The organism is Streptomyces sp. NRRL F-5727 (assembly GCF_000719555.1).
Taxonomy (GTDB): Bacteria; Actinomycetota; Actinomycetes; order Streptomycetales; family Streptomycetaceae; genus Streptomyces.
On record NZ_JOGX01000002.1, the window covers coordinates 71585 to 85550 of the forward strand.

The following is a 13966-nucleotide window of genomic DNA, read 5'->3' on the forward strand; positions in this document are numbered from 1 at the left end:
TCCGGTCTCAGTCCTCGCGCTCGCACACGAAGATCGCCGTGCCCGGGATCAGGTTCCCCCGCAGCGGCGACCAGCCTCCCCACTCCTGGCTGTTCCACGCCGGCCACTCCGGCTCGACCAGGTCCACCAGCCGGAAGCCCCCGGCCACCACGTCCCGCACCCGGTCGCCGAGCGTCCGGTGGTGCTCCACGTACACCGCCCGCCCCGACTCGTCCTGCTCGACGTAGGGCGTCCGGTCGAAGTAGGAGGCGGCGACCGACAGGCCCTCCGGCCCCGGCTCGTCCGGGAAGGCCCAGCGGATCGGATGCGTCACCGAGAACACCCAGCGGCCGCCGGGCCGCAGCACCCGCCGCACCTCCCGGAAGACCCGCACCGGATCGGCGACGAACGGCACCGCCCCGTACGCCGAGCACGCCAGGTCGAAGGAGCCGTCGCGGAACGGCAGCGCCCCCGCGTCCGCCTCCACCAGCGGCACCTCCCCGCCGATCCGCAGGGCGTGCTGGAGCTGCCGGTGCGAGAGGTCGAGCGCCACCGGCCGGGCGCCCCGCGCCGCCAGCCACCGCGAGCACTGCGCCGCGCCCGCGCCGATCTCCAGGACGTCGAGCCCCTTCAGCCCCTCCGCCGGCCCGAGCAGCCCGGCCTCGGCCTCGTCCAGCCCCTCCGGACCCCAGACGAACCGGTCGTCGCCGAGGAAGGCGCCGTGCTCGCTCTGGTACTCGTCGGCGTTCCGGTCCCACCAGCCCCGGCTGGCCCGGCTGCTCTCCGCGTCCCCGGCGTCACGCCGGGTGGCCTCCGCCTCCTCCTCGTCCGAGGAGAGGGGCAGTTCGTGTTCGTACTCTTGGTTCATCTCGCCCGTCGATGTAGTTTGCGCTCAGTGCCGCCTGCCGGCGGACCCCGCCGATGAGGCACGGGTGGACGCGGACCGGCACGAGTTGGTGCCGGGTTTGCGTGGTTCTGTCCCGGGTGCGCGCTTCGCGCATTGACCCTGTCCGGCCGCCCCCGTATGCTAAAGGTTGCGCTGCGGGCCTGCGCGCCTCAGACGGAGCAGGCCGCGCTCGCACCTGTTGCGGTCCCCTCGGTTTACGAGGCGCCCCCGTTCCCCGGGAAGGTGCTTCATCAGCTGTCCGGCTTCTTCAGTGCGATACGGGCTCTCGGCGTAGCAGTACCTACGACTTTCTGTCCGTAACCGGAGCCCTTTCCCACATGACGAGCAGCACCGAGACCACCGCCACCACCCCGCAGGTTGCGGTCAACGACATCGGTAACGAGGAAGCCTTCCTCGCCGCGATCGACGAGACGATCAAGTACTTCAACGACGGCGACATCGTCGACGGCGTCATCGTGAAGGTCGACCGGGACGAGGTCCTGCTCGACATCGGTTACAAGACCGAAGGTGTCATCCCGAGCCGCGAGCTCTCGATCAAGCACGACGTCGACCCCAACGAGGTCGTCAAGGTCGGCGACGAGATCGAGGCCCTGGTTCTCCAGAAGGAGGACAAGGAAGGCCGCCTGATCCTCTCGAAGAAGCGCGCCCAGTACGAGCGTGCCTGGGGCACCATCGAGAAGATCAAGGAAGAGGACGGCATCGTCACCGGTACCGTCATCGAGGTCGTCAAGGGTGGTCTCATCCTCGACATCGGCCTCCGCGGCTTCCTCCCGGCCTCCCTGGTCGAGATGCGTCGTGTCCGCGACCTCCAGCCCTACGTGGGCAAGGAGCTCGAGGCGAAGATCATCGAGCTGGACAAGAACCGCAACAACGTGGTCCTGTCCCGCCGCGCCTGGCTGGAGCAGACCCAGTCCGAGGTCCGCCAGACCTTCCTCACGACCCTCCAGAAGGGTCAGGTCCGCTCCGGCGTCGTGTCCTCGATCGTCAACTTCGGTGCCTTCGTGGACCTGGGCGGCGTCGACGGTCTCGTGCACGTCTCCGAGCTGTCCTGGAAGCACATCGACCACCCGTCCGAGGTCGTCGAGGTCGGCCAGGAGGTCACCGTCGAGGTTCTCGACGTGGACATGGACCGCGAGCGTGTCTCCCTGTCGCTGAAGGCGACGCAGGAGGACCCGTGGCAGCAGTTCGCCCGCACGCACCAGATCGGCCAGGTCGTCCCCGGCAAGGTCACCAAGCTGGTTCCGTTCGGTGCGTTCGTCCGCGTGGACGAGGGCATCGAGGGTCTGGTCCACATCTCCGAGCTGGCCGAGCGCCACGTGGAGATCCCGGAGCAGGTCGTCCAGGTCAACGACGAGATCTTCGTCAAGGTCATCGACATCGACCTCGAGCGTCGCCGGATCTCGCTGTCCCTGAAGCAGGCCAACGAGTCCTTCGGTGCCGACCCGGCGTCGGTCGAGTTCGACCCGACCCTGTACGGCATGGCCGCGTCCTACGACGACCAGGGCAACTACATCTACCCCGAGGGCTTCGACCCCGAGACCAACGACTGGCTCGAGGGCTACGAGACCCAGCGCGAGGCGTGGGAGGCCCAGTACGCCGAGGCGCAGGCCCGCTTCGAGCAGCACCAGGCGCAGGTCATCAAGTCCCGCGAGGCCGACGAGGCCGCCGCTGCCGAGGGCGCTGCCGCCCCGGCCGCCGGCAACGCCGGTGCGGGCATCTCGGGTGGCTCCTACTCCTCGGAGTCGGACGACAGCGCCGGCGCCCTGGCGTCGGACGAGGCCCTCGCCGCCCTGCGCGAGAAGCTCGCCGGCGGCCAGAGCTGAACAGGCTCACCGCTGAGCGGCGCTAGTCGCTAGCAGCACACCGGGGCCCGCTCCCTTCCGGGGGAGCGGGCCCCGGTTCGCGTTTCCGGCCCCGTCCCGGGCCCGCCGCGGGAATGACCTTGCCCTCCGGAGCGTTCTTCCCGAAGACGCGAGGAGGAGCGGTAACCGTGCTTGATCCCCAGGATTTGTACGAGTGGGACCCCAAGGGCCTGGCCGTGGTCGATCTGGCCCTGGCACAGGAGTCGACCGGACTGGTCATGCTGTACCACTTCGACGGCTACATCGACGCGGGAGAGACCGGCGAGCAGATCGTCGAGGGAGTCCTCGACGCCCTGCCGCACCAGCTGGTCGCCCGCTTCGACCACGACCGGCTGGTGGACTACCGCGCCCGCCGTCCCCTGCTGACCTTCCGGCGCGACCGCTGGACCGCGTACGAGACGCCCTCCATCGAGGTCCGCCTCGTCCAGGACGCCACCGGCGCCCCCTTCCTCGTCCTCTCCGGCCCCGAGCCGGACGTGGAGTGGGAGCGCTTCGCCGCCGCCGTCGCCCAGATCGTCGAACGGCTCGGCGTCCGGCTCGCGGTCAACTTCCACGGCATCCCCATGGGCGTCCCGCACACCCGGCCCGTCGGCCTCACCCCGCACGGCAACCGCACCGACCTCATGCCCGGTCACCGCAGCCCCTTCGACGAGGCCCAGGTGCCCGGCAGCGCCGAGTCCCTCATCGAGTACCGGCTCACCGAGGCCGGCTTCGACACGCTCGGGGTCGCCGCCCACGTCCCGCACTACGTGGCCCGCTCCCCGTACCCGGACGCGGCGCTCACCGCCCTGGAGGCCGTCACCGCCGCCACCGGGCTCGTCCTCCCCGGCGTCGCCCACGCGCTGCGCACCGAGGCCCGCCGCACCCAGACCGAGATCGACCGCCAGATCGGCGCGGGCGACGAGGAGCTGGTCGCCCTGGTCCAGGGCCTTGAGCACCAGTACGACGCCATGGCCGGCGCGGAGACCCGCGGCAGCCTGGTCGCCGAACCCGTCGACCTGCCCTCGGCCGACGAGCTGGGCCGCGAGTTCGAGCGCTTCCTCGCCGAACGCGAGGGCGACGCCTAGCACCGCGCGGCCAGGGCCTAAGCTGCCGCCCATGCTGAAGGTGGGCCTGACCGGCGGAATCGGCGCCGGCAAGAGTGAGGTGTCGCGGCTTCTCGTCTCGTACGGGGCCGTGCTGATCGACGCGGACCGGATCGCCCGCGAGGTCGTCGAACCGGGTACGCCGGGGCTCGCCGCCGTCGTGGCGGCCTTCGGGGAGGACGTCCTCACCGCCGAGGGCACCCTGGACCGCCCCAGGCTCGGCTCCATCGTCTTCGCCGACCCGGAGCGGCTGGCCACGCTCAACGCGATCGTGCACCCGCTCGTCGGGGCCCGGTCGGCCGAGCTGGAGGGCGCGGCGGCCCCTGGGGACGTGGTGATCCACGATGTACCGCTCCTCACCGAGAACGGCCTCGCGCCCCTCTACGACCTCGTCGTCGTCGTGGACGCCTCGCCCGAGACCCAGCTCGACCGGCTGGTACGGCTCCGGGGCATGGCCGCGGACGAGGCCGGGGCCCGCATGGCCGCCCAGGCCGACCGCGCTGCCCGGCTGGAGATCGCGGACCTGGTGATCGACAACGACGGCCCGCTCGACGCGCTGGAACCGCAGGTGCGGAAGGTGTGGGACGAGCTGGCGCGCCGGGCGGCGGAGACCGCCTAGCCGCCGGGAACACCGCGTCCGGTGTTCCCGGCCCGGAACGTGGGAAGGATGCAGTTCATGGCCGAGAGAAATCCGGAGACGCACGTCATCGACTTCCGTGCCGCAGAGCAGCTGCTGGCCGCACGGGACCCCCGGGGCGCCGTGAAACTGCTGGACTCGGTCATCGCCGAGCACCCGGAGAACACCGCCGCCCGCCTCCTGCGGGCCAGGGCCTTCTTCGCCGCCGCACAGCTGCGTCCCGCGCAGCTGGAGTTCGAGCTGGTGCTGGAGCGAGAGCCGGACAACGCCTTCGCCCACTTCGCCCTCGCCCGCACCCTCCAGCGGTCCGGGCAGGACGCCCGGGCCACCCGGCACTTCCGGCTGGCCGCCGCGCTCGACCCCCGGCCCGAGTACGTACGGGCCGCCGGCTTCGGCACCGAGGACTGACCGCCCGGCCGGTCCTCAGCGCTCACCGCGGTCCCGGCCGTCGTCGTCCGGGTGCGGGAGCCACCCGTCGCCGCCCTGGTCGCCGACGTACCCGCTCCGGGGCCGGCCGTCGCCGTGGTCCGGCTCGTACGGCGGGACGTCCCGGCCCGGCTGCCAGTGCGGCCCCTGGCGCAGATGGCGCAGGACCATCGACATGTCGACGGCGACCACCAGGAACAGCACCCCGCAGGCCACCGCCCAGCCCGGCCGGCCGACCAGCACGAAGACCACCGTGCCGAAGACCGCCCACACCATTCCCCAGGCACTCAGCCAGAACCGCAGCCGCAGCGCGCTGCGCGCGGTGGCCGGCTCGCTTCCGGTACGCATGACGGCGCCCTCTTCCGTCGGATCCCTGTGGGCACTTCCAGCATCTACCCGTCCGGAGGCGAAGGGAACGGCGTCGGGAACCGGGCTCAGTGCACCATCGAGTAGCTGTGCCAGGCCAGGGTGCCCGGCGCGATCGAGTCGGAGGTGTTGGTCGGCAGGTAGATCGACTCCTCGCCCCGGCAGTGCGGGGTCCGGTACAGGATCAGGTCCACCAGCGTGCCGTTCTCGACCCGCGTCGCGCCCAGCGGCAGCCGGTGGCAGCCCTGCACCGGCGGGCTCATCACCCGCACCACCTTCTCCCCGCGGGTCTCGTACGTGACGGGGCCGACGGCGGTGCGGCCGAGGCCCGAGCAGCCCGCGACCGTGAGCGTGAGCAGCACGGCCCCGGTGGCGGTCGTGAGACGCCGGCGAACGGACATGGCGGATCCCCTTCGATCGGGCGAGCGAGGCGGTCGGCGGCAGCCCCGGGGCGAAAAGCCCTGGTCGACGCCACCCTCCCGCCCCCAGAGGCGGCTGTCATCCGGGGTTGGGCCGGTCGGGGGACACACGCCGGCGACCGTTGTCAGACCCCGGCCGTAAGGTCGGGGGTACCGACGTGGAAGCTCCGCGCCGGCCGGTGGACCCGGGGGAAGGAGGGCGGCACATGACGGAGCGCTGGACGGCCCGTGCCGCCGTCTTCCTGCCGGCCGCGCTGCCCCGGGACGGCCGGATCGCCCTCTGGTCGCCGGACGGGACGGCCCTGCCCGAGCCCGTCGGCCTCACCGGGGCGGAGCCCACCCGGATCACGGTCGCCCGCCGGCACGGCACCGGCGCCCGCGGCCGGGAGGTGCCCGCCGTCACCCTGCCCATGGCGACCGCCCTGCCGCTGCTCGTCGCCGCCCGGCACAGCCCCGCCGCCCACCCCGCCACCGCCTGCTGGGGCGCGGCCGCCCTGCACGCCCTGCACCTCGTCGCCCGGGGTCGGCTGCTGCCCGGACTCACCGCCGACGACCTGGACGCCTGGCGGGCCGGGCCGCTCGACGCCGAGGACATCGCCCATCTGCGGGCCGTCGCCGCCGCGATGCCGTACGAGGGGCACGCCGTGCCCGTCGCCGGCCCGGGCCCGCTCGGGCTGCCCGATCCGGAGGCCCTGGTGCGGGCCTTCCTGGACGCGGTCGCCGACACCCTGCCGCGTACCCCCGCCGCCGTGCACGCGGTCGGGGCGCCCTTCGCCGCCGCCGAGCCGCAGCACCTGCCCGGGGCCCGGGCCTGGGCCGCCGAGGCGGCCGCCGGCATGGACGCCGGGGTGCGGATCTCGCTGCGCCTCGACCTCTCCGCCGCCGAACTCTTCGACACCGCCGACGAGGCCGAGGGAGGGGCCGAGCGGCAGGCGGCGGCCGCGATCCTCCAGGTGCACAGCCTCGCCGACCCGACCCTCGTCATCGACGCCGCCGCCCTGTGGGCGGGGGAGGGCGAGCACCTCGGCCCCCGCGCCCGCATCGACGCCCTCCTCGCCCTGCGCCGCGCCGCCCGGATCTGGCCCCCGCTCGGCCGCCTCCTGGAGCGGGACGCGCCCGACGTCCTCGCCCTCTCCGAGGCCGAGCTGTACGAGCTGCTCGGCCCCGCCGCCGCCCGGCTCGCCGACGCCGGGGTCGCCCTGCACTGGCCGCGCGACCTGGCCCGCTCGCTCAGCGCCTCCGCCGTCGTCCGCCCCGCCCGTTCCGCGCCCGGCTCCGCCACCGACGGCACCAGCTTCTTCGACAGCACCGAACTGCTCCGCTTCGACTGGCAGCTCGCCCTCGACGGCGATCCGCTCACCCAGGGCGAGATGGACCTCCTCGCCGAGGCCCACCGCCCCGTCGTCAGGCTCCGCGACCGCTGGGTCGTCGTCGACCCCGACCTCGTCCGCAAGGCCCGCAAGCGCGAACTGGGCCTGCTGGAACCGGTCGACGCCCTCGCCGCCGCCCTCACCGGCAGCGCCGAGGTGGACGGCGAGACGGTCCCCGCCGTGCCGGTCGGCGCGCTCGCGGTCCTCCGCGACCGGCTCCTCGCCGGCCCCGAGCCGGCCGCGCCCCCGCCCGGACTCACCGCCACCCTGCGGGACTACCAGCTCCGCGGCCTCGCCTGGCTCGACCTGATGACCTCGCTCGGCCTCGGCGGCTGCCTCGCCGACGACATGGGCCTCGGGAAGACCGTGACCGTCCTCGCCCTCCACCTCCGGCGCGCCCGCCGCGAGCCCACCCTCGTCGTCTGCCCCGCCTCGCTCCTCGGCAACTGGCAGCGGGAGGCGGCGAAGTTCGCGCCCGGTGTGCCCGTCCGCCGCTTCCACGGCACCGCGCGCGACCTCGGCGACCTCGACGGCGGGATCGTCCTCACCACCTACGGGACCCTGCGCACCCGCGCCGCGCAGCTCGCCGGGCGGCCCTGGGGCATGGTCGTCGCCGACGAGGCCCAGCACGTGAAGAACCCGTTCTCCGCGACCGCCAAGGCGCTCCGCACCATCCCCGCGCCCGCCCGCGTCGCCCTCACCGGCACCCCGGTGGAGAACAACCTCTCCGAGCTGTGGGCCCTCCTCGACTGGACCACGCCCGGACTCCTCGGCCCGCTCAAGGCGTTCCGCTCCCGGCACGCCCGCGCCGCGGAGAACCACGAGGAGCTGGAGAACGAGGAGGCGGTGGAGCGGCTCGCCAGACTCGTCCGCCCCTTCCTGCTGCGCCGCCGCAAGTCCGACCCCGGCATCGTCCCCGAACTGCCGCCCAAGACCGAGTCCGACCACCCGGTGCCGCTCACCCGCGAACAGGCGTCGCTGTACGAGGCGGTGGTCCGCGAGACCCTCGGCCAGATCGAGGCCGCCGAGGGGATGGCCCGGCGCGGCCTGGTGATGAAGCTGCTGACCTCGCTCAAGCAGATCTGCAACCACCCCGCCCAGTACCTCAAGGAGGACGCCCCGCGCGGCGGCGGCACCGCCCGTCTCGCCGGCCGCTCCGGCAAGCTCGCCCTCCTCGACGAACTCCTCGACACCATCCTCGCCGAGGACGGCTCCGTGCTCGTCTTCACCCAGTACGTGACGATGGCGCGGCTCCTCGCCGACCACCTCACCGCCCGCGGCGTCACCAGCCAACTCCTGCACGGGGGGACGCCGGTGGCCGAGCGGGAGCGGATGGTCGACCGCTTCCAGGCCGGCGAGGTGCCCGTGTTCCTGCTCTCCCTCAAGGCCGCCGGCACCGGGCTCAACCTCACCCGCGCCGGCCATGTCGTCCACTACGACCGCTGGTGGAACCCGGCGGTCGAGGACCAGGCCACCGACCGCGCCTACCGGATCGGCCAGACCCAGCCGGTGCAGGTCCACCGGCTCGTCACCGAGGGCACCGTCGAGGACCGCATCGCCGAACTGCTGCGGGCCAAGAGGGCCCTGGCCGATGCCGTCCTGGGCTCCGGCGAGGCCGCCTTCACCGAACTCACCGACCGCGAGCTGGCCGACCTGGTCTCCCTGAGGAGGTCCGCGTGAACCGCCCCGCCTCCCGGGCCGCCCGCCCCGCCCGCGCGGCAGGTCCCCGCCCCGACGACCGCCGCCGCACCTTCCCGGCGGTCCCGCCCCGCGAAGCCTCCGACGGGCGCTTCGCCGCCACCTGGTGGGGCAACGCCTGGGTGGCCGCCCTGGAGCGCACCGCGCTCGACCAGGCCCGCCTCGGCCGGGGCAGGGCCTACGCGGAGCGCGGCCACGTCGACGCCATCACCGTCACCCCCGGCCGGGTCGTCGCCTATGTGCACGGCAGCCGGATCCGCCCGTACCGCACCGAGATCCGGATGCGCACCCTCGGCGACGACGGCTGGGAGCTCTTCCTCGACGAGGCCGCCGCCCGGCCCGAGCACATGGCCGCCCTCCTCGACAAGGAGGTCCCGCACGCCCTGGAGGCCGTCGAGGGACTGCTGCCCGCCCCCGGCGACCTGCTGCCCGACTGCTCCTGCCCCGACGACGGCTTTCCCTGCAAGCACGCCGCCGCCCTCTGCTACCAGGCGGCCCGGCTCCTCGACGAGGACCCGTTCGTCCTCTTCCTGATGCGCGGCCGCGGCGAGGGCGAGCTCCTCGCCGAACTCTCCCGGCGCAACGCGGTCCGGTCCGCCGCCGAATCCGCCCCCACCGCGCCGCTCCTGCCCGCCGTGCCCGCCCGGGACGTGCTCACCGCCACCCGGCCCGCGCTGCCGCCGCCCCCGCCGCTGCCGCTCCCCGACCGGCCCGGCCGCCCCGCCGTCTTCCCGCCGGACCCGCACGCCCCGGACCCCCTCGCGCTCGACCTGCTGGCCGGCGAGGCCGCCGCCCGCGCCCATGCCTTCCTCGCCACCGGGCACGACCCCGTCGCCGACCTCACGCCGTGGCAGGACGCGGTCCGGCTGGCCGCCGCCCACCCCGGCTCCGGCCTCACCGCCTCGACCCGCGCGCTCTACCGGGACCTGGCCGACGCGCTCGACCGGACCCCGACCGACCTCGCCCGCGCCGTCGCCGCGTGGCGCCAGGGCGGCGCGGCCGGGCTCGCGGTCCTGGAGGAGCCCTGGGACCCGCCCGCCGGCCCGTTCGACCGGGCGAGACCCGCCCTCCTCGCCGCCGACTTCCCGGCGTTCCGCCCCTGGCGCAACCGGCTCTCCACCGCCTCGCTCCAACTCCGGCTCGGCAAGGACGGCCTGTGGTACCCGTACGAATCGGACCGCGGCCGCGAGGACTGGTGGCCGCGGGGCGTCCCCGACGCCGACCCGGTCGGAGCCCTCACCGAACTGCTGGGTCGCTAGCGGACGCGGAAGACGCCACTCGAACGGAGCCTCCCTCGAACGAGTGAAACCGCCCAACGGCCGGATCCGGCAAACGCGTTCGTCGCGTTTATTCCGGTACGGGCACTTGCCCGTGCAACTCCGGAAGGCAGGAAGCCATGAGGCAGATGCGCCGAAGTGGTCTGGCCACACTGTTGGTCACGGGTGGTGCGCTCGCGCTGTCGGCGGGCGCCGCCCACGCGGACTCGGGTGCCGAGGGGGCCGCGGTCGGCTCGCCCGGCGTCGGCTCCGGCAACACGATCCAGCTGCCGGTCCACGTACCGGTCAACCTCTGTGGGAACACGGTCAACGTGGTCGGGCTGCTCAACCCGGCGGCGGGCAACTCGTGCGCCAACACCTCGGCCCCGGCCGGGGAGTCCGCGGACTCCGGTACCGGCCGTACCCACAAGGACGAGGCCCTGACCCCGCGCGGCGGCGAGCAGACCGGCACCGAGAGCCGCGGCGGCTCCTCCGACGGCGGCGCGGTCAACGGCGGCGGTGCCACCGCCGAGAGCCACACCGAGGGCTCCCCGGGCGTGCTGTCCGGGAACGGCATCCAGCTCCCGATCGACCTGCCGGTGAACGTCGTCGGCAACTCGGTCAACGTGGTGGGCATCGGCAACCCGGCCGTCGGGAACACCGGCGTCAACGGCCCGAGCACCCCCGAGGAGCCGCAGGTCGAGATCCCGACCCCGCGCCCGCAGACCCCGGTGCGCAACGTGCCGCCGAAGCCGGTCGCGGAGCAGGAGAAGCCCGAGGCTCCCGCCCCGGTCCCCGCTCCCGCCCCCGCCCCGCAGGGCGAGACCGGCACCGCGTCGCTCGCCGCCACCGGCAGCGAGAGCGCCGGCCTCGCCGCCGCGGGCAGCGCCGCGCTCCTCCTCGGCGGCGCGCTGATGTACCGCCGCGCCCGCCGCGCGGCCGACCAGGTCTGACCCGGACCTCTCACGCCGGGGCCGGCCCCGCTGACGTCCGAGCCGTCAGCGGTCCGCCCGGCCCGGCGTCCCCTCCGCGCCCGTCGTGCCCGTCACGCCGGGCGCGTCCGCGTCTCCGCGCCCCCGCGTCCCGGGTGCGCGCCAGGCCCGGAGCACGGTCTCGATCGCCGGGGCGACGGTGGTGCGGGCCCGGTGGCGGGGGACCCCGCTCATCAGCAGCGAGTCGTACGGCGTGTCCAGGTGCCGTACGGAGGCGCGGACCGCGGCCGTCACGGCGCCCCGGTCGAGGGCCCGCCCGGCGGCCGTCCGGCCCACCCGGCCGCTGCCCTTCGCCGAGGCGTGGCCGGCGATCTCGGCCGCCCGGTCGAGCGGCATGGTGGGGAAGAGCCGCAGGATCTCGGCCCGCAGGGCCTCGGTGATCCCGGCGTCCCGCGCCGCCCGCCGCTCCGCGTCCCGGGCCCGGCGCCGGGCCCGGGCCTCCGCGTCGGCGAGGCAGGCCGCCTCCGCCAGCGCGAGGGCCGCCTCCTCGACGAGCAGCCCCTGCCGCTCGTAGCGGGTGCGGCGCCGGTTGTGGCGCACCACCACCGCCCACAGCGTGCTGCGCTCCCGGGCGCGCCGGGTGAGGGCGGTGTCGCCCCGGCGCAGGAAGACCAGGTGGCCGAGGTCGGCGCAGTCCAGACAGACCGGTCGGCCGTACTCGACGATCATCCGTTCCAGCGGGCCCTGCCGGCACTCCGAGCAGCGCCGGCGGCGCAGCGGCTCGACGACGACGGGGGCGACGAGGTCCATGACCGCCGTCCTCAGCGCAGTCCGGGCGCGGCGGCGGCGATGAACCGGGAGAGGGCTTCCTTGGCCTCGTCGGACCGGCGGGCCCGGTCAGCCGTGCCCACCGCCTCGTGCATGCAGTGGGTCTGCTGGAAGGCGGCTTCCGCGAGCCGCCGGACGTCGGCGTCGTCGCAGACCAGCTGGACGCGGAAGAGGGCCTGGCGGGCAGCGGTCCGCTGCCGGTAGGAGGCGTGCCGGGACTCCTCGGCCTCGTCCGAGCCGGGCTCCTCGACGGCCCGGAACCAGCGGTCGTTCTGGCTGTGGCGGTACTCGACGACGGCGCCCGCGAAGGCGCTGTAGGTGGCGATCCGTTCCTGGCGGAGCTGCTCGTTCCGGGCGAGTGCCGCCGTGCGCAGGGTCATCCGTCCCTGGAACCAGTGGGTGGCGATCACGCCGAGGAGCGTGCCCGCCACCGCTATCAGCGCCGCTTCCATGACCGGTGGTCCTCCCGTAGCCAATCCGACCGTCCGAAGATCCTTCGGACCGTCAGATCATGACATTCCGGGGGCTGTCGCGTCACTGCCGGACCGGTCGGCGAGGGCCGCCGCCAGCCGGTCGCGGGCCGCCGTCTGGGCCGCGATCCGGGCGTCGAGCACCGCGAGCCGTTCACGGGCGATCTCCAGGCCGCGGGCGGAGGGGCGCACCGACGGCAGGTCCCCGTCGAGGCAGGAGCGGAAGGCCGCCACGTCGTCGAGGGTGAGCCCGGCGTCGAGGAGGTACCGGATGTTGGCGACGCGGACGACCGCGTCCTCCTCGTAGACGCGGTAGCCGTTGGCCGCGCGGGCCGAGGCGAGGAGCCCGGCCTGCTCGTAATGGCGCAGGGCCCGCGCCGACACGCCCGTCCTGCGGGCCAGTTCACCGATGCGCACCCGCGCAGTCGTATCACGCGACCAGCGCGCCCCCGTCGACGGGGAGCACGGTCCCGGTGAGGTAGCCGGCCTCGGGCGCGGCGAGCGAGGTGACCGCCCAGGCGACCTCCTCGGGCCGGCCGATCCGTCCGAGCGGGGTGTGCGCCACCTGCCAGGCCAGGGTCCGGCGCCGCTGTTCGGGTGTCAGGCCCATGTGGTCGGCGATCGGTGTCTCGATCGCGCCGGGGGCGACCGCCACCACCCGGATCCCGGCGGGCGCGAGTTCCACCGCCCAGCAGCGGGTCAGCGTCTCCAGGGCGCTCTTGGTCGCCGGGTAGACGGAACCGGCCGGCCAGCCGCGCTGTCCGATCGTCGTCGTCACGTTGACGACCACGCCCCGGGAGGCGGTCAGCGCGGGCACGGCGGCCTGGGTGAGCAGCACGGGGGCGATCAGGTTCGTCTCCAGGAGCGGGCCGATCACGGTCCGGTCGAGGGTGCCGAGGGGACCGCCGGCCGCGATGCCCGCGTTGTTGACGAGGACGTCGAGGCGGCCGTGGGCGGCGAGGACGGTCCGGACCAGTTCCTCGGGAGCGCCCTCGGCGGTGATGTCGGCGGGGTACGGGTGGATCGCGGCGGGGGCCTCGGCGGCGGTCTCCCGCAGCGGCCCGGGCCTGCGGCCCACGGCGACGACGGTCGCGCCCTGCCGGGCGAAGGCCCGGGCGGTGGCCCGGCCGATGCCGGTCCCGGCGCCGGTGACGAGGACGACGCGGGCGGTGGAGGAGGTGTCGTTGATGTCCATGAATCCGATGGTGGAACCGTGACGCCAGTGACAAGGTCAAGTCCATGACCCACGACGACCGTTCGCCCGCGCCGCACGTGCTGTGGGCGGCCCTGCCGCAGGCCGTGCGGGAGCGGCTGGACGCCCATGTCCTGCGGCGGGCGCGGCTGATGGCGGCCCGGGAGGTCCTGGACGCCGGGTTGCACCCGCGTCCGGGGCTGTACGCGTGCCTCGACCTCGTCCACGTACGGGAGGAGGTCCTGGCCGACCGGCTGGTGCCGCTGCCCGCCCGGGACGCGGACGCGCTCACCGCGCGGGCGGAGGCGCTCGGCCGGCGGGTCGCCGCGCTGGAGCTGGAGTGGGACGGGGACAGCCGGGGCTGGATCCTGGTGCTGGACGCCGTGGGCGGGGCGGGGGAGCGGGTGGCTCTCGCCCAGTGGCAGGAGGTCGCCTGGGAGGGGCCGTTCGCGGTCGCGGCGGAGGTCGCCGGGCGGCTCGGGGTGGCGGTGCGGGGGCCGGGGGAGGACGGGCCGGACCGGCCGTGAGGGGCGGGCGCA

Annotated in this window: 15 protein-coding genes; 8 read left to right on the forward strand and 7 right to left on the reverse strand. The window is 74.7% G+C overall.

Annotated features, from left to right (window positions below; genetic code table 11):
* Positions 1–7 precede the first annotated feature (7 nt).
* Positions 8–847, reverse strand: coding sequence for a class I SAM-dependent methyltransferase (locus IF73_RS0101865; protein ID WP_031002687.1), 840 nt, complete (start codon positions 845–847; stop codon positions 8–10).
* A gap of 356 nt (positions 848–1203) precedes the next feature.
* Between IF73_RS0101865 and rpsA the strand changes: the two genes are divergently transcribed.
* The 4 genes from rpsA (at position 1204) to IF73_RS0101885 (ending at position 4878) form a co-directional block, all read left to right on the forward strand.
* Complete coding sequence (gene rpsA, locus IF73_RS0101870) at positions 1204–2709, forward strand: 30S ribosomal protein S1 (protein ID WP_031002689.1); 1506 nt, start codon at positions 1204–1206, stop codon at positions 2707–2709.
* Positions 2710–2876: 167 nt separating this feature from the next.
* Positions 2877–3815: a PAC2 family protein gene (locus IF73_RS0101875; RefSeq protein WP_031002690.1), complete on the forward strand. Its 939-nt coding sequence runs from the start codon at positions 2877–2879 to the stop codon at positions 3813–3815.
* Between the two features lie 31 nt (positions 3816–3846).
* Positions 3847–4452, forward strand: a complete 606-nt coding sequence (gene coaE, locus IF73_RS0101880; RefSeq protein ID WP_031002692.1) for a dephospho-CoA kinase — start codon at positions 3847–3849, stop codon at positions 4450–4452.
* Positions 4453–4509: 57 nt separating this feature from the next.
* Positions 4510–4878 (forward strand): tetratricopeptide repeat protein, encoded by a 369-nt coding sequence (locus IF73_RS0101885; RefSeq protein WP_031002694.1) that lies wholly within the window; start codon positions 4510–4512, stop codon positions 4876–4878.
* 15 nt (positions 4879–4893) lie between these two features.
* Here IF73_RS0101885 and IF73_RS0101890 read toward each other — a convergent pair whose 3' ends face one another.
* Entirely contained in the window at positions 4894–5244 is a 351-nt protein-coding gene (locus IF73_RS0101890) for a DUF6343 family protein (protein ID WP_234338133.1), read from the reverse strand.
* A gap of 86 nt (positions 5245–5330) precedes the next feature.
* Positions 5331–5663: a hypothetical protein gene (locus IF73_RS0101895; RefSeq protein ID WP_031002698.1), complete on the reverse strand. Its 333-nt coding sequence runs from the start codon at positions 5661–5663 to the stop codon at positions 5331–5333.
* Between the two features lie 224 nt (positions 5664–5887).
* On the opposite strand from IF73_RS0101895, the gene IF73_RS0101900 reads away from it, so the two are divergent.
* The 3 genes from IF73_RS0101900 (at position 5888) to IF73_RS42690 (ending at position 10958) form a co-directional block, all read left to right on the forward strand.
* Positions 5888–8731, forward strand: coding sequence for a DEAD/DEAH box helicase (locus IF73_RS0101900; protein WP_031002700.1), 2844 nt, complete (start codon positions 5888–5890; stop codon positions 8729–8731).
* The gene (locus IF73_RS0101905) at positions 8728–10008 is read left to right on the forward strand and encodes an SWIM zinc finger family protein (RefSeq protein WP_031002702.1); all 1281 of its coding nucleotides are present in this window, start codon (positions 8728–8730) and stop codon (positions 10006–10008) included. The genes IF73_RS0101900 and IF73_RS0101905 overlap by 4 nt, the downstream gene beginning before the upstream one ends.
* Before the next feature lie 137 nt (positions 10009–10145).
* Positions 10146–10958 (forward strand): chaplin, encoded by an 813-nt coding sequence (locus IF73_RS42690; protein WP_031002704.1) that lies wholly within the window; start codon positions 10146–10148, stop codon positions 10956–10958.
* A gap of 45 nt (positions 10959–11003) precedes the next feature.
* On the opposite strand, the gene IF73_RS0101915 is transcribed toward IF73_RS42690, so the two are convergent.
* Genes IF73_RS0101915 through IF73_RS0101930 form a run of 4 tightly spaced genes read right to left on the reverse strand, consistent with a single transcriptional unit; the run spans position 11004 to position 13430 of the window.
* Positions 11004–11747 carry a DUF2293 domain-containing protein gene (locus IF73_RS0101915; RefSeq protein WP_051716481.1) on the reverse strand — a complete coding sequence of 248 codons (744 nt, stop codon included), beginning with the start codon at positions 11745–11747 and terminating at the stop codon, positions 11004–11006.
* An 11-nt stretch (positions 11748–11758) separates the two neighbouring features.
* Positions 11759–12217 carry a hypothetical protein gene (locus IF73_RS0101920; protein ID WP_031002708.1) on the reverse strand — a complete coding sequence of 153 codons (459 nt, stop codon included), beginning with the start codon at positions 12215–12217 and terminating at the stop codon, positions 11759–11761.
* 57 nt (positions 12218–12274) lie between these two features.
* Positions 12275–12652, reverse strand: coding sequence for a MerR family transcriptional regulator (locus tag IF73_RS0101925; RefSeq protein ID WP_031002710.1), 378 nt, complete (start codon positions 12650–12652; stop codon positions 12275–12277).
* A 13-nt stretch (positions 12653–12665) separates the two neighbouring features.
* Entirely contained in the window at positions 12666–13430 is a 765-nt protein-coding gene (locus IF73_RS0101930; protein WP_031002712.1) for an SDR family NAD(P)-dependent oxidoreductase, read from the reverse strand.
* 44 nt (positions 13431–13474) lie between these two features.
* Here IF73_RS0101930 and IF73_RS38490 point away from each other — a divergent pair, with 44 nt between their 5' ends.
* A complete protein-coding gene (locus tag IF73_RS38490; RefSeq protein WP_051716482.1) occupies positions 13475–13954 on the forward strand; it encodes a hypothetical protein in 480 nt (159 codons plus the stop codon).
* Positions 13955–13966: the final 12 nt, after the last annotated feature.

Coding starts and splice junctions, on each gene's coding strand:
- IF73_RS42690 (WP_031002704.1), top strand. CDS start 10,146: ATGAGGCAGATGCGCCGAAGTGGTCTGGCCACACTGTTGGTCACGGGT.
- IF73_RS0101920 (WP_031002708.1), bottom strand. CDS start 12,217: ATGGAAGCGGCGCTGATAGCGGTGGCGGGCACGCTCCTCGGCGTGATC.
- IF73_RS0101900 (WP_031002700.1), top strand. CDS start 5,888: ATGACGGAGCGCTGGACGGCCCGTGCCGCCGTCTTCCTGCCGGCCGCG.
- IF73_RS0101930 (WP_031002712.1), bottom strand. CDS start 13,430: ATGGACATCAACGACACCTCCTCCACCGCCCGCGTCGTCCTCGTCACC.
- coaE (WP_031002692.1), top strand. CDS start 3,847: ATGCTGAAGGTGGGCCTGACCGGCGGAATCGGCGCCGGCAAGAGTGAG.
- rpsA (WP_031002689.1), top strand. CDS start 1,204: ATGACGAGCAGCACCGAGACCACCGCCACCACCCCGCAGGTTGCGGTC.
- IF73_RS0101915 (WP_051716481.1), bottom strand. CDS start 11,747: ATGGACCTCGTCGCCCCCGTCGTCGTCGAGCCGCTGCGCCGCCGGCGC.
- IF73_RS0101895 (WP_031002698.1), bottom strand. CDS start 5,663: ATGTCCGTTCGCCGGCGTCTCACGACCGCCACCGGGGCCGTGCTGCTC.
- IF73_RS0101890 (WP_234338133.1), bottom strand. CDS start 5,244: ATGCGTACCGGAAGCGAGCCGGCCACCGCGCGCAGCGCGCTGCGGCTG.
- IF73_RS38490 (WP_051716482.1), top strand. CDS start 13,475: ATGACCCACGACGACCGTTCGCCCGCGCCGCACGTGCTGTGGGCGGCC.
- IF73_RS0101885 (WP_031002694.1), top strand. CDS start 4,510: ATGGCCGAGAGAAATCCGGAGACGCACGTCATCGACTTCCGTGCCGCA.
- IF73_RS0101865 (WP_031002687.1), bottom strand. CDS start 847: ATGAACCAAGAGTACGAACACGAACTGCCCCTCTCCTCGGACGAGGAG.